Annotated in this window: 19 protein-coding genes; 6 read left to right on the forward strand and 13 right to left on the reverse strand. The window is 59.4% G+C overall.

The window, feature by feature from the left end:
• Positions 1–121: 121 nt before the first annotated feature.
• Positions 122–1,831, reverse strand: a complete 1,710-nt coding sequence (recJ, locus tag AC1Q6D_RS13330) for a single-stranded-DNA-specific exonuclease RecJ (protein ID WP_103403886.1) — start codon at positions 1,829–1,831, stop codon at positions 122–124.
• A 66-nt stretch (positions 1,832–1,897) separates the two neighbouring features.
• On the reverse strand, positions 1,898–2,440 hold the full coding sequence (locus AC1Q6D_RS13335) for a YaeQ family protein (protein ID WP_047532723.1): 543 nt from the start codon (positions 2,438–2,440) through the stop codon (positions 1,898–1,900).
• Positions 2,441–2,588: 148 nt separating this feature from the next.
• On the opposite strand from AC1Q6D_RS13335, the gene AC1Q6D_RS13340 reads away from it, so the two are divergent.
• Both AC1Q6D_RS13340 and AC1Q6D_RS13345 read left to right on the forward strand, forming a co-directional pair.
• On the forward strand, positions 2,589–3,788 hold the full coding sequence (locus AC1Q6D_RS13340) for a CaiB/BaiF CoA transferase family protein (RefSeq protein ID WP_047532726.1): 1,200 nt from the start codon (positions 2,589–2,591) through the stop codon (positions 3,786–3,788).
• Entirely contained in the window at positions 3,742–4,713 is a 972-nt protein-coding gene (locus AC1Q6D_RS13345) for a TIGR02285 family protein (protein ID WP_103403885.1), read from the forward strand. Before AC1Q6D_RS13340 ends, AC1Q6D_RS13345 begins: the two co-directional genes overlap by 47 nt.
• 171 nt (positions 4,714–4,884) lie before the next feature.
• Here the strand turns inward: AC1Q6D_RS13345 and AC1Q6D_RS13350 are convergent, their stop codons facing one another.
• The 11 genes from AC1Q6D_RS13350 to ffh all read right to left on the reverse strand — a co-directional run bounded on the left by AC1Q6D_RS13350 (position 4,885) and on the right by ffh (position 15,538).
• Positions 4,885–5,172 carry a DUF3509 domain-containing protein gene (locus AC1Q6D_RS13350; RefSeq protein ID WP_047532730.1) on the reverse strand — a complete coding sequence of 96 codons (288 nt, stop codon included), beginning with the start codon at positions 5,170–5,172 and terminating at the stop codon, positions 4,885–4,887.
• A 160-nt stretch (positions 5,173–5,332) separates the two neighbouring features.
• The gene (locus AC1Q6D_RS13355) at positions 5,333–6,673 is read right to left on the reverse strand and encodes a transporter substrate-binding domain-containing protein (protein ID WP_103403884.1); all 1,341 of its coding nucleotides are present in this window, start codon (positions 6,671–6,673) and stop codon (positions 5,333–5,335) included.
• A gap of 121 nt (positions 6,674–6,794) precedes the next feature.
• On the reverse strand, positions 6,795–8,204 hold the full coding sequence (gene thrC / locus AC1Q6D_RS13360; protein ID WP_047532735.1) for a threonine synthase: 1,410 nt from the start codon (positions 8,202–8,204) through the stop codon (positions 6,795–6,797).
• Between the two features lie 105 nt (positions 8,205–8,309).
• Positions 8,310–9,614 carry a homoserine dehydrogenase gene (locus tag AC1Q6D_RS13365; protein ID WP_047539052.1) on the reverse strand — a complete coding sequence of 435 codons (1,305 nt, stop codon included), beginning with the start codon at positions 9,612–9,614 and terminating at the stop codon, positions 8,310–8,312.
• Between the two features lie 134 nt (positions 9,615–9,748).
• Positions 9,749–10,480, reverse strand: coding sequence for a bifunctional protein-disulfide isomerase/oxidoreductase DsbC (gene dsbC / locus AC1Q6D_RS13370; protein ID WP_047532736.1), 732 nt, complete (start codon positions 10,478–10,480; stop codon positions 9,749–9,751).
• Between the two features lie 243 nt (positions 10,481–10,723).
• The gene (gene xerD / locus AC1Q6D_RS13375; RefSeq protein WP_103403883.1) at positions 10,724–11,620 is read right to left on the reverse strand and encodes a site-specific tyrosine recombinase XerD; all 897 of its coding nucleotides are present in this window, start codon (positions 11,618–11,620) and stop codon (positions 10,724–10,726) included.
• A gap of 345 nt (positions 11,621–11,965) precedes the next feature.
• Positions 11,966–12,316 carry a 50S ribosomal protein L19 gene (gene rplS, locus AC1Q6D_RS13380; RefSeq protein ID WP_003175895.1) on the reverse strand — a complete coding sequence of 117 codons (351 nt, stop codon included), beginning with the start codon at positions 12,314–12,316 and terminating at the stop codon, positions 11,966–11,968.
• 45 nt (positions 12,317–12,361) lie between these two features.
• Positions 12,362–13,114: a tRNA (guanosine(37)-N1)-methyltransferase TrmD gene (gene trmD / locus AC1Q6D_RS13385; protein ID WP_047532757.1), complete on the reverse strand. Its 753-nt coding sequence runs from the start codon at positions 13,112–13,114 to the stop codon at positions 12,362–12,364.
• 2 nt (positions 13,115–13,116) lie between these two features.
• Entirely contained in the window at positions 13,117–13,653 is a 537-nt protein-coding gene (gene rimM / locus AC1Q6D_RS13390) for a ribosome maturation factor RimM (RefSeq protein ID WP_007972729.1), read from the reverse strand.
• A 5-nt stretch (positions 13,654–13,658) separates the two neighbouring features.
• Positions 13,659–13,910 (reverse strand): 30S ribosomal protein S16, encoded by a 252-nt coding sequence (rpsP, locus tag AC1Q6D_RS13395; RefSeq protein ID WP_003198088.1) that lies wholly within the window; start codon positions 13,908–13,910, stop codon positions 13,659–13,661.
• A gap of 251 nt (positions 13,911–14,161) precedes the next feature.
• Positions 14,162–15,538 carry a signal recognition particle protein gene (ffh, locus tag AC1Q6D_RS13400; RefSeq protein WP_090324937.1) on the reverse strand — a complete coding sequence of 459 codons (1,377 nt, stop codon included), beginning with the start codon at positions 15,536–15,538 and terminating at the stop codon, positions 14,162–14,164.
• Positions 15,539–15,734: 196 nt separating this feature from the next.
• Between ffh and AC1Q6D_RS13405 the strand changes: the two genes are divergently transcribed.
• The 4 genes from AC1Q6D_RS13405 to AC1Q6D_RS13420 all read left to right on the forward strand — a co-directional run bounded on the left by AC1Q6D_RS13405 (position 15,735) and on the right by AC1Q6D_RS13420 (position 22,386).
• Positions 15,735–16,547 carry a cytochrome C assembly family protein gene (locus AC1Q6D_RS13405; protein ID WP_047532765.1) on the forward strand — a complete coding sequence of 271 codons (813 nt, stop codon included), beginning with the start codon at positions 15,735–15,737 and terminating at the stop codon, positions 16,545–16,547.
• A gap of 12 nt (positions 16,548–16,559) precedes the next feature.
• Positions 16,560–17,795 (forward strand): transporter associated domain-containing protein, encoded by a 1,236-nt coding sequence (locus AC1Q6D_RS13410; protein WP_103403882.1) that lies wholly within the window; start codon positions 16,560–16,562, stop codon positions 17,793–17,795.
• A gap of 197 nt (positions 17,796–17,992) precedes the next feature.
• Positions 17,993–19,309 (forward strand): MFS transporter, encoded by a 1,317-nt coding sequence (locus AC1Q6D_RS13415; RefSeq protein ID WP_103403881.1) that lies wholly within the window; start codon positions 17,993–17,995, stop codon positions 19,307–19,309.
• A 230-nt stretch (positions 19,310–19,539) separates the two neighbouring features.
• Positions 19,540–22,386 carry a valine--tRNA ligase gene (locus tag AC1Q6D_RS13420; protein ID WP_103403880.1) on the forward strand — a complete coding sequence of 949 codons (2,847 nt, stop codon included), beginning with the start codon at positions 19,540–19,542 and terminating at the stop codon, positions 22,384–22,386.
• The last annotated feature ends 93 nt before the right edge of the window (positions 22,387–22,479 follow it).

Raw genomic sequence — 22,479 nt, forward strand, 5'->3', positions numbered from 1 at the left:
ACAAAGCGGTGCGGAAATCCGGGGCGAAAGGGGGGGGGGGGGAGGGGTCAGGAAAGGAAAAAAAAAATTGAAAAACAACACGTTCTTTGGGGGGGGGGGTTTTCCCCCCTCCCCACAAAACCTATCGCGGTTCGATGTGGGCAATCATCAGTTGAACGGTCTCGTTGCCGCGGAACTCGTTGACGTCGAGCTTGTAGGCCAGCTCCACCCACTTGATGGTCGGATTCGGCCAGATATCGCGGTCGATACCAAAGGCAATGCCATCCAGTTTCACCGAGCCACATTCGCTCCTCAGTACCACTTTGAGGTGCCGTTCGCCGACGACGCGCTGCTCGACTAACTGGAACACCCCATGAAACAGCGGCTCCGGAAAGTGCTGCCCCCAAGGACCGGCATGGCGCAGCGCGCGGGCCAGTTCCAAGTGAAACTCCTCGACCGCCAGGGTGCCGTCCGACAGCAGACGCCCGGTCAGGTCTTCTTCGCGCAATTGCCTGCGCACCTCAGCGTCAAAAGCCTCGGCGAACAGCGGAAAATTCGCTTCCGGCAGCGTCAGACCGGCGGCCATGGCATGGCCACCATATTTGCTGATCAGGTTCGGATGCTGCGCCGCTACCACGCTCAGGGCATCGCGAATATGGAAGCCCTGGACCGAACGCCCCGACCCCTTGAGCAGCCCGTCTCCCGCATCGGCAAAGGCAATGGTCGGACGGAAATAGCGATCTTTCATACGCGAGGCGAGGATGCCGATGACCCCCTGATGCCACTCGGGATCGAACAGACACAGACCAAACGGCATGGAATCCACCGGCAAATCCTTGAGCTGAGCCAGCGCTTCACGCTGCATGCCCTGCTCGATGGATTTGCGGTCCTGGTTCATGCCGTCCAGCTGAGCGGCCATCTCGCGGGCCAGCGCCACATCTTCGGTCAGCAGGCATTCGATGCCCAGGCTCATGTCATCCAGGCGCCCCGCTGCGTTCAGGCGCGGGCCGACAATGAATCCCAGGTCGGTGGAGGTGATGCGCGCCGGCTCACGCTTGGCCACTTCGAGAATCGCCTTGATGCCCGGCCGCGCACGCCCGGCGCGAATCCGCTCGAGGCCCTGGTGCACCAGAATCCGGTTGTTGGCATCCAGCGGCACCACGTCAGCCACGCTGCCCAACGCCACGAGGTCGAGCAATTCGCCGATGTTCGGCTGCGGCTTGTTCTCGTACCAGCCCAGGCTGCGCAAGCGCGCGCGCAAGGCCATCAGCACATAGAAAATCACACCAACGCCGGCCAGCGCCTTGCTCGGGAACTCACAACCTGGCTGGTTCGGATTGACGATGGCATCGGCCTGGGGCAATTCATCACCGGGCAAGTGGTGGTCGGTGACCAGCACCTTGAGGCCGGCCTTTTTCGCCGCCGCCACGCCTTCGACGCTGGAGATGCCGTTGTCCACGGTGATCAACAGCTGTGGCTGACGCTCCAGCGCCACGGCAACGATCTCCGGCGTCAGGCCGTAACCGTAGTCAAAACGGTTGGGCACCAGGTAATCGACATGGGCCGCGCCCAGCAAACGCAGGCCCAGCGTGCCCACGGTACTGGCCGTCGCGCCATCGGCGTCGAAATCGCCGACGATCAGAATCCGTTGCCGCTGTTCGAGCGCGGTCACCAGCAGGTCCACGGCAGCATCAATGCCCTTGAGCTGCTGGAACGGAATCAGCCGCGCCAGACTCTTGTCCAGTTCGACTGCGGATTGCACGCCCCGCGCGGCGTAGAGTCGGGTCAGCAGAGGTGGAATATCACCCAGCAATGGCAAGGGGTCGGGCAACAGGCGAGATTCAATGCGCATGGGGTGACAGGAGCTTCTCTTCAGTACGTGGGATAAAGGCGCATGACGCGGTGCAGAGGCGACTGATCAGCCGCGTTCGCCGGCCAGCCACTGCAACTGGACTTCATGCTGACCACGGTCGTCAGTGACGAAAATCGTCCCCTCACTGATCATCACGTCCCACTTGATAACGCGAGGCATGTCCTTGGCCAGGGTTTCCAGCACTTCCTGGGGCACGGCGGCGATGTTGACGTTTTTCAGGTTTTTGATCGCCGGGATCACCTTGCCTTCCCAGACGCGCAGGCTGCCGTAGGCCAGCAGGCTGGTGCGTTCGGTGCGACGCGAACACCAGGTCAGGCGCTCGGCATCCGGTTGGCCGACTTCGATCCAGTGCAGGACACGGTCATCCAGGCTTTTTTCCCACAAGGCCGGTTCATCCACTTCTGAAAGACCACGGCCAAAGGACAGCTGCTCGTTGTACCAGAGGGCATAGGCCAGCAGGCGCACGGTCATACGCTCTTCGGTTTCCGAAGGGTGACGGGCGATGGTCTGCTTGACGCTCTCGTAAACACTGCGGTCAAGGTCGGTGAGGTTCAGTTCAAACTTGTAAGTCGTGGACGGCTGGGCCATGAACGGGCTTCTTGATACGAGGAAAGTCGGCAAGTCTAACCGATGCGGCAGGCAATCAACGAATAGAAGGCGATCTACCTTGAGCGCCTGACCGTCGGCTATGTTAAAAGTCTGTATTCGCTCAGTCTTTTGTCCTACAGGATTTAGTATGCCGCTCACCGCCAAACCGCTCTCAGGTCTGAAAGTCATCGAATTGGGCACTCTGATTGCCGGTCCGTTTGCCTCGCGCATCTGCGCTGAATTCGGTGCCGACGTGGTCAAGATCGAGTCCCCGGACGGTGGCGATCCGCTGCGCAAGTGGCGCAAGTTGTACGAAGGGACTTCGCTGTGGTGGTTCGTTCAGGCGCGCAACAAAAAATCCCTGACGCTGAACCTCAAGCATCCGGATGGCCTGGCCATTCTGAAAAAACTGCTCAGTGAAGCGGACATCCTGATCGAAAACTTCCGCCCCGGCGTGCTGGAAAAACTGGGGCTGGGCTGGGACGTCTTGCACGCGCTGAACCCGAAACTGGTCATGGTGCGACTCTCGGGCTTTGGCCAGACCGGACCGATGAAGGATCAGCCGGGGTTTGGAGCGGTGGGCGAATCCATGGGTGGCCTGCGTTACATCACCGGGTTCGAAGACCGGCCGCCGGTGCGCACCGGGATTTCCATTGGTGATTCGATCGCCGCGCTCTGGGGCGTGATCGGCGCACTGATGGCCCTGCGTCATCGCGAGGTCAATGGCGGCCAGGGGCAAGTGGTGGATGTGGCGCTGTATGAAGCGATTTTCGCCATGATGGAAAGCATGGTCCCGGAATTTGATGTTTTCGGCTTTATTCGCGAACGCACCGGCAACATCATGCCCGGTATTACCCCCTCCTCGATCCACACCAGCGCCGACGGCAAACATGTGCAGATCGGCGCCAATGGCGATGCGATTTTCAAACGCTTCATGATGATCATCGGTCGCGAAGACTTGGCCAATGACCCGGCCCTGGCCAGCAACGACGGACGCGACAGCCGCCGCGACGAGATCTACGGGGTGATTGATCGCTGGGTCAACTCGTTGCCGCTGGACACCGTCATTGAGCGCTTGAAACAGGCCGATGTGCCGGCCAGCCGCATCTTCAGCGCCGAAGACATGTTCAGCGACCCGCAATACCTTGCGCGAGAAATGTTCCTGCAGGCCAAACTTCCTGACGGCAAAGGCTTCAAGATGCCGGGGATTGTGCCGAAACTCTCAGAGACACCCGGTGAATGTGAATGGGTCGGGCCGCAACTGGGTGAGCATAACGCACAGGTACTCCAGGAACTTGGCTATGACGCGTCGCAGATCGCACAACTGCGCAAAGACGGAGCCATCTGAGCTGAAGCGTCTGCTGGCGCGGTCAATCAAGCACTGCCTGCCACTCAACAGGCGGGTGTTGTTTGCGTTGGTGAGCATGTGGCTGATCAGCGGACTGACCTTGTTGCCGATGCTGGCACAAGCCGGGGAATCCCTGGTCTGGCTGAAGCGGGACCTGCCGCCACTGTTTATTTTCGAAGGACCGGACAAGAATCAGGGAGTCATTGATCAGCTGTTGCGACAGCTAATCGCCGGCATGCCCCAGTACCAGCACAGCGTAAAGAAAGTCAATCGTGCCCGCGGACTGCAAATGCTCCGTGAATCGGCGCTCACGTGCGATGCAGCGCTGAATTGGAGCAAGGAGCGCGATAACTGGATCGCGTTTTCCGTTCCGGTCTTCCGCGCCATGAGCAATGGCTTGGCCGTGCGCCGTGGCGATCGGGAGGTGTTGACGCCTTTCATCAAGGATGGAGAGGTGGATCTGGCGACCCTGCTGGCCAATGGCAGCGTAACGCTGGGGATTATTGCCGAACGCAACTACGGCGAGTTTATCGATGCACTGCTCAAACAAGCCCCCCCTCAAGCACTGACACTGCACTACGGTAACGACGCGCTGGGTAGCCTGCTTCAGATGCAACGCCTGGGGCGCCTGCACCTGTTGCTGGGCTACCGACCGGAGATCCGCTACCAGGCTCAGCGACAAGGGATCGACGAGGATGAATTGCAGTTCTATCCGATTCGCGGCACCGGCAAGTACCTGTCTGGCTACATCGGCTGTACCGACACGCCCCAAGGCCGACAGGCAATCATCGAGATCAATCAACTACTGCATAACCTGCCTCGCGATGACCTGAGCGAGGCCTACGCCGCCTGGCTCGACCCGGAAAGTCGCAGCGAGTATCTGCAGGCGTCCAAGGAATTTTTTGAGCAGCAGGCCGGGCACTGATAACCACCCGACAAAAAGAAACCCCGAGAAGTGGGGAGACGACTCGGGGTTAAACGTGGCCTATCTATAGACCAGTGGCAGCAAGCTACAAGCACCGGAGCACAATGCTTGATCCTGCTGTTAAAAGATCTGACTGATCCGGGCGCAGGAAGGTTCCCACAAAAAACACTTTCAATTACGGCGGGCCAGCAACTTGTCTTGAGCTGCATGGCGCAATGCCGCAATGACACAGGGCTCCAGCCGTCCTTCCGCAATCAGCACATCGCGATGCAAACCGTCGACCACATCCGTGAGCAGACGCCTATCACTCAATTGGGCCTGGTTGAACTCGCGTTCGACCACAACCGCCCCCATCGTATTCGTCAATGACACCCGGCATTCACCATGAATACCCGACGGGGTCAGTGTTACCTGGTACGGGCTCAGAGCCTCACCGAGCAAGAGACTGATACTTTCCATCTCGATCACCACTCAATAGTCCGAAACAAAGTGCCTGGGGCATCTCTACAGTAAATGACCGCTGGCCCGAGAAGAAAGTTCTGAAAACCGGTTGGCGGGACGCTGCGCCTCCCGTCGATAGAGCATGCATGCCAAAGATGACAGAGAAAAAACAAGCGCATCACGCCCGTCGGATGCGCTGGTCGATATCAGTCCAGCCCCCGAGCAAACCTCGCAGTTGGCCGTCCGAACTGTAAAACGGCACCGTCCATTGATAGATGTCCCTGAGGCCATTCATGAACAGCAATTGCCGCTCACTGAAGTGCGACTTGCGAGTCGCCAGTTGGGCCATGAACTCGGTATGCAGCAGTTCAGCGGTCGCTTTGGGCAACACATCGAGTTCAATCAGTTGGCGACCCTGCATTTGATCGAAACGGGTCGACAACCTCTCCTCATAGCTTTTATTGCACATGATCAAACGCCCTTGCAGATCCCGGACGAAAATCGGATCAGGCATGGCGTCAATCAACGCGCGCTGGAACGCGAGCTGATCACTGAGGCTTTTCTCAGCCTGTGCCCGTTGCTGGACCAACGCTGCCAACCGGCGATTCCAGAGTAAGGACAGCAACCCGAAGAGGCCGGCGATAACGACTCCCCAGCAGCCCCACTCGGCAATCCGTTGACCGACGGTGCGTACTGGCGTTGGTGTTATCCCATTGAACCATTTCTGGCGAATGGCACGTAATTCGGCGGGAGGAAACGCCTCAAGCGCCTTGTTGAGGATGCTCAGCAACTGCGGCTGACCTTGACGCACTGCCAGGTAGTCCGGGTCCCACTTGCCCTCGACGATATGGCCCGCCTGAAGCAATCCCGAGGGAAAAAGCTGAGCGCCGATCTCGTTTTCGATAGTTGCATGGGCCAGCCCGCTTTCGACCCAGGCGCGGGCCTCGGCGCTGGTCTTGACAGAGCGCAGCTCAATGGCTGGATATTCGCGCCGAATCAATGCCTCCAGGGCGTGGCGGCTCGGCAACACCAACACTCTTTTTGCCAACTGGTGCAGCGATTGCACTGGTGGCTCCCCGGCCCGACCGACGAACACCCAGCCAGCACCACCAAACGCATAGCTGAAGTCCAGAAACGCTTTGCGCTCATCATTCATCGAGAGCGTGGTGCTCATGTCCGCAGCCCCCCTCTCCAGACTTCCCAGCATCTGATCGATCGAAAAGGACTCGGCATGAACAAACTGCAAACCGGTCATGGCACTGATGCGATCAAGCAAATCCCTGTTCAAGCCATTCCAATGGCCATGCTCATCCTTGAACAGGTACAGCGGGTACTCCAGTGATGCGACGATGACGCGCGGATGCTCGGTAATCCATTTCAGCTCTTGAGCGTCCAGCCTGATCGTCTTCACGGGCTCAGGAGCCACCGAATGTGAGGCCAGCCCCCATTGGGAGAACACCAGGGCGCCAAGCAACAACAGCCAGCATGGGACTGACCTTGACCTTCTGAAAAACAGCATTGCCACTTCCTTGATGATCAGCTCGCCCGTCCTTCATGGGCGACTCTTCCCGGCAAGTGTGGCATGCAGAAACAAGAAAGCCCGTCAGGAGACGGGCTTCAATTTGTGACAGCTTTTGCCGTTACAAAGGCTTGCCACGGTTGCCATGCTGACTGACAAAGGCCTGTACGGCTTTCAAGTCATTCGGCAACACGGTGCACCGCTCATCTCGCTCAAACAAATCAGAAAGATGTGCGGGGAGTTCGAGTGCTTTTCCTACACCGGCTTTTTCCACGGCGTCCGGGAATTTGACCGGGTGGGCGGTGCCCAGGATCACCATTGGAATATCCAGGCTACGACGGCATTCCCGCGCGGCCTTCACGCCGATGGCGGTGTGCGGATCCAGCACTTCACCGGTCTGCTCATAGACTTCGGCGATGGTTTCGCAGGTTTGTGCATCATCCACTGCCAGCGAATCGAACAGTTTGCGTGCTTCGGTCCAGCGCTCCTGCTCGACGCTGAAACCGCCACCTTGCTTGAAGCTGTCCATCAACCCGGCGATCGCCGCGCCGTTGCGACCGTGCAGGTCGAACAGCAAACGCTCGAAGTTCGAGGACACCATGATGTCCATGGAGGGCGACAGGGTGGCGTGCAAGGTTTCCTTGACGTACTGATTGCCGCTCATGAAGCGGTGCAGGATGTCGTTGCGGTTGGTGGCGACGATCAACTGGTTGATCGGCAGGCCCATGTTCCGCGCCAGGTAACCGGCAAAAATGTCGCCGAAGTTGCCGGTCGGGACCGAGAACGACACCGAACGCGCCGGGCCACCCAATTGAAGCGCCGCGTAGAAGTAGTAAACGATCTGGGCCATGATCCGCGCCCAGTTGATCGAGTTCACCGCCACCAGGCGAGTGCCCTTGAGGAAGCCCTGGTCGGCGAAGCTCGCCTTGACCATTTCCTGGCAGTCATCGAAGTTGCCTTCGATCGCGATGTTGTGGATGTTCTCGCCGAAGATGGTGGTCATCTGCCGACGCTGCACTTCCGATACGCGATTGTGCGGGTGCAGGATGAAGATATCGACGTTTTCGCAGTGCTTGCAGCCTTCGATGGCGGCCGAACCGGTATCACCGGAAGTCGCACCGACGATCACCACGCGCTCGCCGCGCTTTTCCAGCACGTAGTCGAGCAGGCGGCCGAGCAGTTGCAGGGCGAAGTCCTTGAACGCCAGGGTCGGGCCGTGGAACAGCTCCAGCACCCACTCATTGCCATTCAACTGACGCAGCGGCGCAACGGCGCTGTGGGCAAATACGCCGTAGGTCTCTTCAAGAATCTTTTTGAAATCGGCGTCCGGAATGCTGCCGGTGACGAACGGGCGCATGACCCGGAACGCCAGCTCGTGATAGGGCAGGCCGGCCCAGGAAGCGATCTCTTCCTGGGTGAAACGTGGCAGGTTTTCCGGGACGTACAGACCGCCATCGGTGGCCAGACCGGCCAGCAGGACGTCTTCGAAATTCAGGGCCGGTGCCTGGCCGCGGGTACTGATGTAGCGCATAAGGGCAAACCTTTGGTTTGGAGCTTCAGCTTCAAGCTTCGAGCTGCAAGTCAAAAGCGGATTGGCTCTTGCTTGCAGCTTGGGGCTTGTGGCTTGCAGCTGCTGTTAGTTCAGATGTTCGACGCGGATCCGTACGACAGGACCCACAACGCCAGCCAAGGCTTCCAGGGCGGTGATCGCGTCGTTGATGTGCTGCTCCAGCACACGGTGGGTCAGCAGGATCATCGGCACCAGGCCGTCGTGTTCTTCGACTTCCTTCTGCATGATCGATTCGATGTTGATACCGCGTTCCGACAGGATGCTCGCGACTTGCGCCAGCACGCCCGGATGGTCCTTGGCCTGAATGCGCAGGTAGTACGCGCTTTCGCAGGCTTCGATCGGCAGGATCGGGTGCGCCGACAGCGAATCCGGCTGGAAGGCCAGGTGCGGCACGCGGTTTTCCGGATCGGAAGTCATGGCGCGAACGACATCCACCAGGTCGGCAATGACCGACGAAGCCGTCGGTTCCATGCCGGCACCGGCACCGTAGAACAGGGTCGAGCCGGCCGCATCACCGTTGACCATGACCGCGTTCATCACGCCGTTGACGTTGGCGATCAACCGATCGGCCGGGATCAGCGTCGGGTGTACGCGCAGCTCAATACCGGCCGCGGTGCTGCGCGCCACGCCCAGGTGCTTGATGCGATAGCCCAGCGCTTCGGCATAGTTCACGTCAGCGGTGGTCAGCTTGGTGATGCCTTCGGTGTAGGCCTTGTCGAATTGCAGCGGGATACCGAAGGCGATGGACGCCAGGATCGTCAGCTTGTGCGCCGCGTCGATGCCTTCAACGTCGAAGGTCGGATCCGCTTCGGCATAACCCAGAGCTTGCGCCTCGGCCAGCACGTCTTCGAAGGTGCGACCCTTTTCGCGCATCTCGGTCAGGATAAAGTTACCGGTGCCGTTGATGATCCCGGCCACCCAGTTGATACGGTTGGCCGACAGGCCTTCGCGAATCGCCTTGATCACCGGGATGCCACCCGCCACGGCCGCTTCGAACGCAACGATCACGCCCTTTTCGCGAGCCTTGGCGAAAATTTCGTTACCGTGAACGGCGATAAGCGCCTTGTTCGCGGTGACCACATGCTTGCCATTCTCGATGGCCTTGAGTACCAGCTCACGGGCAACGGTGTAGCCGCCCATCAGCTCTATAACGATGTCGATCTCAGGGTTCGTGGCCACTTCGAAGACATCGTTGGTAATCGCAATACCGGTCGTTTGGAACTGAGGCTTTGGCGTGCGCATGGCAATTTGTGCCACTTCGATTCCACGCCCGGCACGACGAGCAATTTCCTCGGCGTTGCGCTGAAGTACGTTGAAGGTACCGCCACCGACGGTTCCTAACCCACAGATGCCTACTTTGACCGGTTTCACTGTGAACTCCCCATAAAACGGCCGACTCAAGGCCGGCCGTGAAAACAACCGCATGCTCGCGGCTCTCTATTGATGGCCCGGCCAATGCTGCTGCCGGACCATGATCGTCAATGGCTGACCGTGACGATGCGAATTTACTTCGCGCCCAACGCCAGTTTGGCGACTTGTGGCGCAGGCTGGTAGCCCGGAATGACCTGACCGTCGGCCAAAACGATGGCCGGCGTACCGTTCACGCCAATCGACTGGCCGAGGGCGAACTGTTTGGAAACCGGGTTATCGCACTTGGCGGCCTTGATTTCCTTGCCGTCGACCATCTTGTCCATGGCCGCTTTCTTGTCTTTCGAGCACCAAACCGCTTGCAACTGTTCGTCACCCGGCGAGCCCAGGCCCTGGCGCGGGAACGCAACATAACGCACCTCGATGCCGCGCTTGTTCAGCTCAGGCACTTCGGCGTGCAGTTTGTGGCAGTACGGGCAGGTCGTGTCGGTGAACACGGTGATGTGCGACTTGGTTTCGCCAATGGCCGGGTAAACCACGGTTTCAGCGACCGGAATCTCATTGATCAACTTGGAGATACCCAGGCGCTCGGTCTTCTCGGTCAGGTTGACCGGCTTGCCATCCTTGAGCTGGAACAGGTAGCCCTGAACCACGTACTGGCCATCGGCACTGGCATACAGCACGCGGCTGCCCTTCAATTTGACTTCGTACAGGCCCGGCAGCGGGCTGGCGGTGATGCTTTCTACCGGCACTTCGAGCTGGAGGTTTTCCAGGCTTTTACGGATGGCTTTGTCGGCCGCGTCATCGGCGACGGCAAAGGTGCTGACCAACGCAATGGCGGCGGCAGCGAAAATCTGGGTCAGACGCATGAGAACTCCTGAAGGCGGACAAATGGGACGATCAGAACGCCCGTGCCGAAACACCGGGTCATAACCGCCCATCGTGCAAACCGACAAAGCCTACCACATAAGGCAACGGTGTCCGACTCCCGGTGATGCAAGGCTTTGACGACTGCTTTATGTGGGAGCGAGCTGGCTCGCGATAGCGGTCAGTCAGGCGCCATTAATGTTGGAGTTCAGGCCTCATCGCGAGCCAGATCCACAGGACTTTCATTAGCCTCTAGGGTGGTGCTTGGCGTGCAAGTCCTGCAACCGCGCCCGGGCAACATGGGTATAGATCTGGGTGGTCGACAAATCGCTGTGCCCCAGCAGCATCTGCACCACCCGAAGGTCGGCACCGTGGTTGAGCAAGTGCGTGGCGAAAGCATGTCGCAATGTGTGCGGCGACAGCGACTTGCCGATTCCCGCGACTTTCGCCTGATGCTTGATCCGATGCCAGAACGTCTGGCGGGTCATCTGCTCGCCGCGCTGACTGGGGAACAAGACATCGCTGGGACGCCCGCCAAGCAGCTCGCCACGCCCATCGCGCATGTAGCGCTCGACCCAGACAATCGCCTCCTCTCCCATCGGTACCAGACGCTCCTTGCTGCCTTTGCCCATCACTCGCAAGACGCCTTGGCGCAGATTGACCTGCTCCAGCGTCAGGCTGATCAGTTCCGTCACCCGAAGGCCGCAGGCATAAAGCACTTCCAGCATGGCGCGGTCGCGCTGTCCGATGGCTTCGCTCAAATCAGGCGCCTTCAACAGTGCTTCAACATCGGCCTCCGACAAGGATTTGGGCAGCGGCCTGCCGAGCTGCGGCATATCGATGCGGAGTGTCGGGTCAACAGCGATCAGCTTTTCCCGCAGCAAATAGCGATAGAAGCCACGCACTCCGGAGAGAAATCGTGCGGTTGAACGGGGTTTGTAGTTTTGCTCCACACGCCAGGCCAGGTGGTCGAGGATCAACTCGCGTCCGGCGTTGGCCAACTCCAGCCCCTTTTCCTGCAACCAGCCGTTGAACAGGGCCAGATCACTGCGATAGGCATCGCGGGTGTTATCGGAAAGCCCCTTCTCCAACCACAGTGCGTCGAGGAACTGGTCTATCAATGGATGTTCGATGGCAGGCATGGGCACTCAAAACACACGGCCTTGAAACGGCGCGTAAAAATTCAGGAGGACGGTAGAAGCGGTCGCTAGTCTTTCATAGCCAGCCACTGCACGAAACAGGGAGCTTGAATGAGTGGACAGCAAATTGTGTTGGCATTCTGGCCGGTCCCGTTTTGCACCAATGCGCCTGCGCGCGCATCGCGCAAGGTTCTGTTGCAACCGGGCAGTCGAGTGGACTCTGCTGACGTTGATTCAGCCCGAGGCAGGGCAGGCTCGACAGCACGGGGATCTGCTCAAGCGTCGCTAAATCACAGGCAACAAAAAAGCAGCCCGTAGGCTGCTTTTTTTCTGCATCGGAAGCTGGACTTAAGCCAGTTTTTCCTTGATGCGAGCTGCTTTACCGGACAGGTCACGCAGGTAGTACAGCTTGGCTTTACGTACGTCACCGCGACGCTTAACGGCCATGCTGTCGATTTGCGGGCTGTAGGTCTGGAAAGTACGCTCTACGCCAACACCGTTGGAGATTTTACGAACGGTGAATGCACTGTTTACGCCGCGGTTACGCTTGGCGATAACAACGCCTTCGAACGCTTGCAGACGCGAACGGTCGCCTTCCTTCACTTTCACCTGAACGACAATGGTGTCGCCCGGGGCAAAGGTAGGGATCTCTTTGGTCATCTGCTCTGCTTCGAGTGCAAGGATGATTTTGTTAGTCATGCTGTGCTCCTAAGGTAAATCGTCGGATCTACCATCGATACGTTGTTAACTATCGTCCCGCTCGCGGATATATTCCTCGAGCAGCTTCTTCTCTTCTCCAGAAAGCGAGCGGCTTTCCAGAAGATCGGCGCGTCGTTCATAGGTCCGACCAAGGGACTGCTGTAAACGCCAACGCCGGATGTGCGCGTGATTGCCACTTAGCAATACGTCGGGAACACGCTGATCCGCATACACCTCCGGTCGGGTGTAGTGCGGGCAATCCAGCAAACCATCCGTAAAGGAATCTTCCTCGGCGGAGTCCGCATGCCCTAAAGCTCCAGGCAGCAGTCGTGTAACCGCATCGATCAGGACCATCGCCGGCAGCTCACCGCCAGACAGTACATAGTCGCCAATCGACCACTCTTCATCGACATGAGCTTCAATAAACCGCTCGTCAATGCCTTCATAGCGGCCGGCAATCAGGATCAATGCATCCAGATTCGCCAACTCGCGTACCGCCGACTGAGTCAGTTGACGGCCTTGGGGCGACAGGTAAATCACCTTCGCGCCCTCCCCGGCGGCGGCTTTGGCTTGAACCAGAGCGTCTTCCAGGGGCTTGATCTTCATCACCATGCCCGGACCACCGCCAAATGGGCGATCATCCACAGTGTGATGTCGATCCGTCGTGTAGTCTCGCGGATTCCAACAGGTGAGCTGCAAGAGCCCCTGTTTCACCGCACGACTGGTGATGCCGTACTCGCTGATGGCGGAGAACATCTCGGGAAACAAACTGATCACTTCTACGCGCAAGTTAGCCACGCTTAGAAATCCGCGTCCCAATCCACCTTCATCTCGCCCGCTGCCAGGTCGACGGCCAACACGCATTGCTCGGTATAGGGCAACAGGCGTTCGCGATCATCCAGGCTGCCAGCGCAAGGCTTGACCACCATTACATCATTCGAGCCGGTCTCGAGCAGGTGATCGATCTTCCCGAACAGTTGTCCGAGGGTGTCGATAACCTTGAGACCTTCCAGCTGGTACCAGTAGTACTCGCCGTCGGTCAGTTCAGGGAACAGGTTGCGCGGCACGCAGATCTCATAACCGGCCAGAAGACGAGCTTCTTCACGATCATCGAGACCCTTGAGCTTTGCGACCAGGAACTTGTCGTTCCCGCGTCCGCTGACCAGCTCTACCTGCTTTACATTGCCGTCACGCTTGAGCGTCCAGGTTTTGTAATCCAGCAGGTTCTTAATCGGATCAGTAAAGGAGTACACCTTCACTTCGCCGCGAACGCCGTGAACCGAGTAAATCTTGCCGATAACGATCAAATCATCAGCAACAGCTGGCGTCGCGTTCATATTGCTCAGGCCGCAGCCTTAGCAGATTCCTTCAACAACTGAGCAACGCGCTCAGAAGGTTGTGCACCAACGCTCAGCCAGTAGGCTACGCGCTCTTGGTTCACGGACAGACGGACTTCTTGACCACGAGCAACAGGGTTGAAGAAACCAACCTGTTCCTTGTGCGAACCGTCGCGCGGGTTGCGGCTGTCGGTTACGGTCAAGTGGTAAAACGGGCGCTTTTTGGAGCCGCCAAGGGCAAGACGGATTGTTAGCATGTGAACATCGTTCCTGTAGTCGGTGCTGCAAATCTAAATGCACAGCGGGCATGGGTGCCCGAAAGGCCGCATATTCTAAGGAATATCCGGACTTTTGCAAATGCCTTTTTCCGGCACCTATCAAAGTGCCATTCAGATCTGCCATAGAGCCGTCGTTAAAAACGGCCGATCAGCTCCCGCCAAATGCGGGTTTGCTGGAGATCCCGCGTCCTTGCGGGGTCTGCGCCGGTGCGACGACCGGCGCGGATTCTTTACATCTTCGGCATGCCGCCGCCGGGCAACATACCGCCCATGCCGCGCATCATTTTGGCCATTCCGCCTTTCGCCGAGAATTTCTTCATCATCTTCTGCATCTGCTTGTGCTGCTTGATCAAGCGACCGATGTCCTGCACTTGTGTGCCGGAACCCATGGCGATACGACGCTTGCGCGAACCGCTGATCAGCTCAGGGTCACGGCGCTCGGCCGGGGTCATGGAGTTGATGATGGCTTCCATCTGCTTGAATTGCTTCTCTGCCGCGCTCTGGGCGTTGCCCATCTGCGCCAGGTTCACGCCGCCCATGTTCGGCAGCTTGTCCATGAGGCCGCCGAGGCCGCCCATGTTTTTCATCTGCTGCAGCTGATCACGGAAGTCTTCGAGGTCGAAACCCTTGCCCTTCTTCAGCTTCTTGGCCAGCTTGTCGGCCTTGTCCTTGTCGAGGGTCGCTTCTGCCTGTTCGATCAGGCTGAGCACGTCACCCATGCCGAGGATCCGCGAGGCGATACGCTCAGGGTGGAACGGATCGAGCGCTTCGCTCTTCTCGCCCATACCGATGAACTTGATCGGCTTGCCGGTGATGGCGCGCACCGAAAGGGCCGCACCGCCACGGGCGTCACCGTCGACCTTGGTCAGGATCACACCGGTCAATGGCAGCGCATCGCCGAAGGCCTTGGCCGTGTTGGCGGCATCCTGGCCGGTCATGGCGTCGACCACGAACAGGGTCTCGACCGGGTTGATCGCAGCATGCAGCGCCTTGATCTCGCCCATCATCTCTTCATCGATGTGCAGGCGACCGGCGGTATCGACGATCACCACATCGATGAATTTGAGTTTCGCTTCTTTAATAGCTGCTTGCGCGATCTCGACCGGCTTCTGGGTCAGGTCGGAAGGAAAGAAGGTGACGCCGACTTCTCCTGCAAGCATTTCCAGCTGTTTGATCGCCGCTGGACGGTATACGTCAGCGGACACGACCATGACCGACTTCTTCTTGCGCTCTTTAAGGAAGCGCGCGAGCTTGCCGGCGGTGGTGGTTTTACCAGCGCCCTGCAAACCGGCCATCAGAATCACGGCAGGCGGAACGGCGCTCAGGTTCAGGTCTTCGTTGGCTGCGCCCATCAGGCTTTCGAGTTCGGCCTGGACGATTTTCACGAAGGCCTGGCCTGGCGTCAGACTGCGCGACACCTCGGTACCGACAGCGCGTTCCTTGACCGAGTTGACGAAGTCTTTGACCACCGGCAACGCGACGTCGGCTTCGAGCAACGCCATGCGCACTTCACGCAGGGTGTCTTTGATGTTGTCCTCGGTCAGCTTGGCCTTGCCGGTGACATGGCGCAGCGTCTGCGAGAGACGGTCGGTTAAGTTTTCAAACATTGCGCGATCCTTTCAGGCCCTGTGTAGACCGGGATAGTGGCGGCCCGTACCGGACTAAAACGTGTACTCGGCGAGCCTGCGGCGTGGGCAGGTCGCGGATTATAGCGAAGACTGCGTCTGGCGGACACCTCGCACTTTCGTGCCGTGTGGGTTCTATGCCAAACTCATCGGCTTTCGGGCTTGCCTAACAGGACTTATGCTCCCTTTGTCACCCAGCTTGCTAACCACTCTCGCCGCCGCCTGCTTGTATGCCGCTGCGACTTTCTATCAGGGCACTCGCCTGGCCAACGGCGCCAAGGCGAACAAACGGCTGCTCGTCACGCTCGGCGTGCTGGCGGTACTGGCTCATGGCGCCAGCCTGGTCACTCATCTGCTGACGCCAATCGGCCTGGGGCTGGACTTTTTCAGCGCCGCCAGCCTGATTGCCGCGGCCGTCATAGCCCTGACCCTGCTCGCCTGCTCACGCATACCGGTGGAAAACCTGCTGGTGCTGTTGTTCCCACTGGGGGCCGCGACGGCGCTTCTGGCACAGTTTGCGCCCGCCGGTACCGTGCAGATCATTGACGAAGCACCGGGCATCCTCGCTCACATCCTGCTGTCGATCCTCGCCTACGGCATGTTTACCATTGCGGTGTTCCAGGCCTTGCTGTTGCTGATTCAGGACCATCAACTCAAGCACAAACACCCGTCGGGGCTGATCAAGAACTTCCCGCCGCTGCAAACCATGGAGAGCCTGCTGTTCGGCTTTCTCTGGGCCGGCTGGACCCTGCTGTCCCTGTCGCTGATCTCGGGCTGGCTGTTCGTCGAAAACCTTTTCGCCCAGCATCTGGTGCACAAAACCTTGCTGGCCTGCCTGGCCTGGATCGTCTTCAGCGTACTGCTCTGGGGCCGTAATCGCCTCGGCTGGCGCGGACACAAGGCCATTCGCTGGACCCTTGCCGGTTTCTGCCTGCTGATGCTGGCGTATTTCGGCAGCAAGCTGGTTCGTGAATACATCCTGCACATCTGACGGGCGGCATAAATGGACGACTTGCCCATAGGGCCGATGCTCGCAGTAGTGGCCCTGTTGATTTTATGGTCGGGGCTGTTCACCGCCATTGAAGCCGCTCACCAGCACGTACTGGCCAAGCGCGTCGCCTCACGTTCAAGCGACAAACCGCTGACCAGGCTGAGCTTTCCGCTCAACAGCCTGATATTGTGCAACACCCTGTGCCGCACGCTGGCGGTGGTCATCTGTACATTGCTGGCCCTTTTCACCTGGGCCGAAAAGGGGCCGTGGGTCGCGTGCCTCGGCGCGAGCGCCATCTTGCTGGTGTTCGCCGACTACCTGCCACGCGCCCTCGCCGCCCGCCATCCGGATGCGATTCTGGCACTGGGCAACAACCTGCTGCGCATCCCGCTGAAGCTCATCTACCCGGCCGCATGGCTGCTCAACGCCACCAGCCAATTGCTGCTGAGACCGCTCGAGCGCAAAGCCAAAGTGGTGCAACAGAGCGAAGACGAACCAACGAAAGCCCAGTACGACGATCGCGAACCCGCCATCTGCCGCCCGCACTCGCTGCCTGGCATCCATGCGCTGGACAACATCACGGTCAACGACATTCTGGTGCCGCGCAGTGAAGTCGACGGGATCAACCTCGACGATCCGATCGAGGAAATCATCGAGCAACTGCGCCACAACAAGCGCACCCGCCTACCGGTGTTCCACAGTGATATCAATCAGGTCGAAGCCGTACTCAACACCCGGCAAATCGGCCACCTGCTACCCGACGCGAGCCTGACCCTGGAAGCGCTGCTGGCTGCCAGTCGCGAACCGTACTTCGTGCCTGAAAGCACTCCCTTGCAACTGCAACTGCTGAATTTCCACAAACAGCAACGCCGCCTGGGCATGGTGGTCGACGAGTACGGCGAAGTGCTCGGCATCGTGACCCTGGAAGACATTCTCGAAGAAATCGTCGGCGAGTTCGAAAGCCAGCAAAGCCTGAACAACCCGCACATCCACCCCCAGGCCGATGGCCGCTTGGTGATCGACGGTGCAGCGTCGATTCGCGAACTGAACAAGAGCCTTGGCTGGCACCTGCCAAGCGATGGCCCGAAGACCTTGAACGGCCTGGTGACCGAAGCGCTGGAAACGATTCCCGAGAGCGCGGTTTGCCTGAAGATCGGTCGGTACCGACTGGAAATTCTCGAGACCGAGGACAATCGGGTGACTCGAGTACTGATCTGGCAGACCACCCCACTGCCGGTGGTTATCTAGGATTCAGCGCAACTTCCCCACAAAAAACCGCGAAAACCCGGCCACTTGTTAGATCGTTAGCCACCTTCCTATAATCGAGCCGCTTACCCAAGCCTCGCTACACCCGTGCTACCCGCACCCCGCTCCAAACCCACATCCCTGGGTATCAACCATAATAATTCGCTCCACTGGGGCACATGACTGTCAGGGATAACCGCATGACGACCAGCACGACTTACAGCGATTCCACACCCGCGCAACCGACGAACTCCGCTACCCGCGTGGCCACGGCGAGTTTCATCGGCACCGCCATCGAGTTCTACGATTTCTACGTCTACGCCACCGCAGCCGCGCTGGTGATCGGCCCGGTATTCTTTCCGCAGACATCCGGTACGGCGCAGATGCTTTCGGCCTTCCTCACGTTCGGCATCGCATTCCTTGCCCGCCCCCTGGGTTCGGCGCTGTTCGGTCACTTCGGCGACCGTATCGGCCGAAAGTCCACTCTGGTGGCCTCCCTGCTCTTGATGGGGGTGTGCACCACGCTGATCGGCGTGCTGCCAGGCTACGACAGCATTGGGGCCTGGGCGCCGATCCTGCTCTGCGTGTTGCGCTTTGGCCAGGGCCTGGGTCTGGGCGGCGAATGGGGTGGCGCGGCCTTGCTAGCCACGGAAAACGCACCCAAAGGTAAACGTGCGTGGTTCGGCATGTTTCCGCAACTCGGCCCTTCCATCGGGTTTCTGGCGGCGAACGGCCTGTTTCTGACGCTGGCCATGGGCCTGGACGACGAACAGTTCCGCTCCTGGGGCTGGCGGATTCCGTTTCTGCTCAGCGCCGTGCTGGTGATGGTCGGGCTGTATGTGCGCCTCAAGCTCCATGAAACACCGGTGTTCGCCAACGCCGTGGCGCGCCAGGAACGGGTGAAGATCCCGCTGATCGAGCTGTTCAGCCAATACTGGCTGCCGGTTTTGTTGGGCGCCGGCTCGATGGTGGTGTGCTACGCGCTGTTTTATATCTCGACCGTGTTTTCGCTCAGTTATGGTGTGGCGACACTCGGCTACAGCCGCGAGACCTTCCTCGGCCTGCTGTGCTTCGCCGTGCTGTTCATGGCCGCCGCCACACCGCTCTCGGCCTGGGCCAGTGACCGCTTCGGGCGCAAACCGGTGCTGATCATCGGTGGCGTGCTGGCCATTCTGTCCGGGTTCTTGATGGAGCCTCTGCTGACCCAGGGTTCGACCTGGGGCGTAGCGCTGTTCCTGTGCATTGAACTGTTTCTGATGGGCGTGACCTTTGCGCCGATGGGCGCGCTGCTGCCGGAACTGTTTCCAACCCACGTGCGCTATACCGGCGCCTCCGCGGCCTACAACCTGGGCGGCATTGTCGGGGCTTCGGCCGCGCCGTTCTTCGCGCAGAAACTGGTGGCGATGGGCGGTTTGAGCTATGTCGGCGGGTATGTATCCGGGGCAGCGATACTGAGCTTGATTGCGGTGCTGTGCCTGAAAGAAACGCGCAATAACGATTTGAATCGTATCGACTGACAGACCGCTATCGCTGGCAAGCCAGCGCCCACAGGTTCAGTGTCGTACCACTCTATTGTGATCGACACCGGCCCTTGTGGGAGCTGGCTTGCCAGCGATGGCGTGCACACTGGCAACACACATCCCCCAATTTTCCCCCTCCCGCTGGCACCTCGCTCTACGCGTAACAGTATATCCCCGCTATACTCATCGGCTTTTCCTGAATAAATGCCAATAGGGTCCCGCCGCGCATGGATAAGACCTACCAGCCGCACGCCATTGAAACCTCCTGGTACAACACCTGGGAGTCAGAGAATTACTTCGCCCCGCAAGGCGCGGGCGAGTCCTACACCATCATGATCCCGCCGCCGAACGTCACCGGCAGCCTGCACATGGGTCACGGTTTCAACAACGCGATCATGGACGCCCTGATCCGTTTCCGCCGCATGCAGGGTCGCAACACCCTGTGGCAGCCGGGCACCGACCACGCCGGTATCGCCACGCAGATGCTGGTGGAGCGTCAACTCGAAGCCCAGGGCCAGAATCGTCACGATCTGGGCCGTGACAAATTCCTCGAGAAAGTCTGGGAATGGAAGGATCAGTCCGGCGGCAACATCAGCCGCCAGATCCGCCGCCTCGGCTCATCCGTCGACTGGAGCCGCGAACGCTTCACCATGGACGACGGCCTGTCGGAAGCGGTGAAAGAAGCCTTCGTACGCCTGCACGAAGACGGCCTGATTTATCGCGGCAAGCGCCTGGTCAACTGGGACACCAAGCTGCACACGGCGATTTCCGACCTCGAAGTGGAAAACCACGACGAAAAAGGTTTCCTGTGGAACCTGAAATACCCGCTGGCCGACGGCGCCAAGACCGCTGAAGGCAACGACTTCCTGATCGTCGCGACCACTCGCCCGGAAACCATGCTCGGCGACTCCGCCGTCGCGGTTAACCCGAACGACGAACGCTACAAAGCCTTGATCGGCAAATACGTCGAGCTGCCGCTGGTTGGCCGCCGCATCCCGATCATCGCCGACGATTACTGCGACCCTGAATTCGGCACCGGCTGCGTGAAAATCACCCCGGCCCACGATTTCAACGACTACGAAGTCGGCAAGCGTCACAACCTGCCGCTGCTGAACATCTTCGACAAAAATGCCAGCGTCCTGCCAGCCGCCAAGGTGTTCAACCTCGACGGCACGCTGAACGAAAGCATCGACGGCAAGATCCCGGCCGAATACGCCGGTCTCGACCGTTTCGAAGCCCGCAAGCAGATCGTGGCCGCGTTCGAAGCCGCGGGCCTGCTGGTCAGCGTTGACGATCACGCCCTGAAAGTCCCGAAAGGCGACCGCTCCGGCACCATCATCGAGCCGTGGCTGACCGACCAGTGGTACGTGTCCACCAAGCCTTTGGCCGAGCCTGCCATTGCCGCCGTCGAAGACGGCCGCATCCAGTTCGTGCCCAAGCAGTACGAAAACATGTACTTCTCCTGGATGCGTGACATTCAGGATTGGTGCATCAGCCGTCAGCTGTGGTGGGGCCACCGGATTCCGGCCTGGTACGACGAGTCGGGCAAGGTTTACGTTGGCCGCGACGAAGCCGAAGTGCGCGCCAAGCACCACCTCGGTCCGGATGTTGCGCTGCAACAGGACAACGACGTTCTCGACACCTGGTTCAGTTCGGGCCTGTGGACGTTCTCGACACTCGGCTGGCCTGAACAAACCGAATTTCTGAAGAAATTCCACTCCACCGACGTGCTGGTCACCGGCTTCGACATCATTTTCTTCTGGGTTGCCCGGATGATCATGCTGACGATGCACCTGATCAAGAACGAGGACGGCACGCCGCAGGTTCCGTTCAAGACCGTCTACGTGCACGGTCTGGTGCGTGATGGCCAGGGCCAGAAGATGTCCAAGTCCAAGGGCAACGTCCTTGACCCGCTGGACATCATCGACGGTATCGAGCTGGAAGAGCTGGTCAGCAAACGCACCTCCGGCATGATGCAGCCAAAACTGGCGAAGAAGATCGAGAAGCAAACCCGCGAAGAGTTCGCCGAGGGCATCGCCAGCTATGGCACCGACGCCCTGCGTTTCACCTTCTGCTCGCTGGCATCCACCGGTCGCGACATCAAGTTCGACATGGGCCGCGTCGAAGGCTACCGCAACTTCTGCAACAAGATCTGGAACGCCGCGCGCTACGTGCTGGACAAGGGCGAAGACTGCGGCCAGAACGGCGAAGCCTACGAACTGTCCCTGGCCGATCGCTGGATCATTTCGCAGCTGCAACGCACCGAAGCCGAAGTGACCCGTCAACTGGATCAGTTCCGTTTCGACCTCGCGGCGCAAGCGCTGTATGAGTTCATCTGGAACCAGTACTGCGACTGGTACCTGGAACTGTCCAAGCCTGTGCTGTGGGACGAGAACGCCCCGGTTGAACGTCAGCGCGGCACCCGTCGCACCCTGGTTCGCGTACTGGAAGTGGCCCTGCGCCTGGCCCATCCGTTCATGCCGTTCATCACCGAAGAAATCTGGCAGCGCATTGCGCCGCTGGCCGGCATCGAAGGCAAGACGATCATGCTGCAACCTTGGCCGGTGGCCAATGAAACACGCATCGATCAGGCCGCCGAAGATGACATCGAATGGCTCAAGGGCCTGATGCTCGGCACGCGTAACATCCGTGGCGAAATGAACATCGGCCCGGGCAAACCGCTGCCGCTGTTCCTAAAGAACGTCAGCGCCGAGGATCAGCGTCGTCTCACTGAAAACGAAGCGTTGCTGAAGAAACTGGCACGTCTCGAATCGATCACCGTTCTGGCTGCCGGCGAAGAAGCGCCATTGTCGGCGACCGCGCTGGTCGGCGAGATGGAAGTGCTGGTGCCGATGGCCGGCCTGATCGACAAAGGTGCGGAACTGGCGCGTCTGGACAAGGAAATCCAGCGCCTGCAAGGCGAGGTGCAACGGGTTGGCGGCAAGCTGTCCAACGCCGGCTTCGTCGACAAGGCACCGGCTGAAGTCATCGAGAAAGAACGCGCCAAACTGGCCGAAGCCGAACAGGCTCTGGGCAAGCTGGCGGAGCAACACGCGCGGATTGCCAGTCTGTAACGGCACATCGCAATGAAACAGGGAGGCCCGGGTGGCCTCCCTTTTTTATGCCGCCCTTTTCCCCAAACACTAAATAATCTCTGTGGGACCTGC

This window comes from Pseudomonas sp. MT92 (assembly GCF_058792515.1).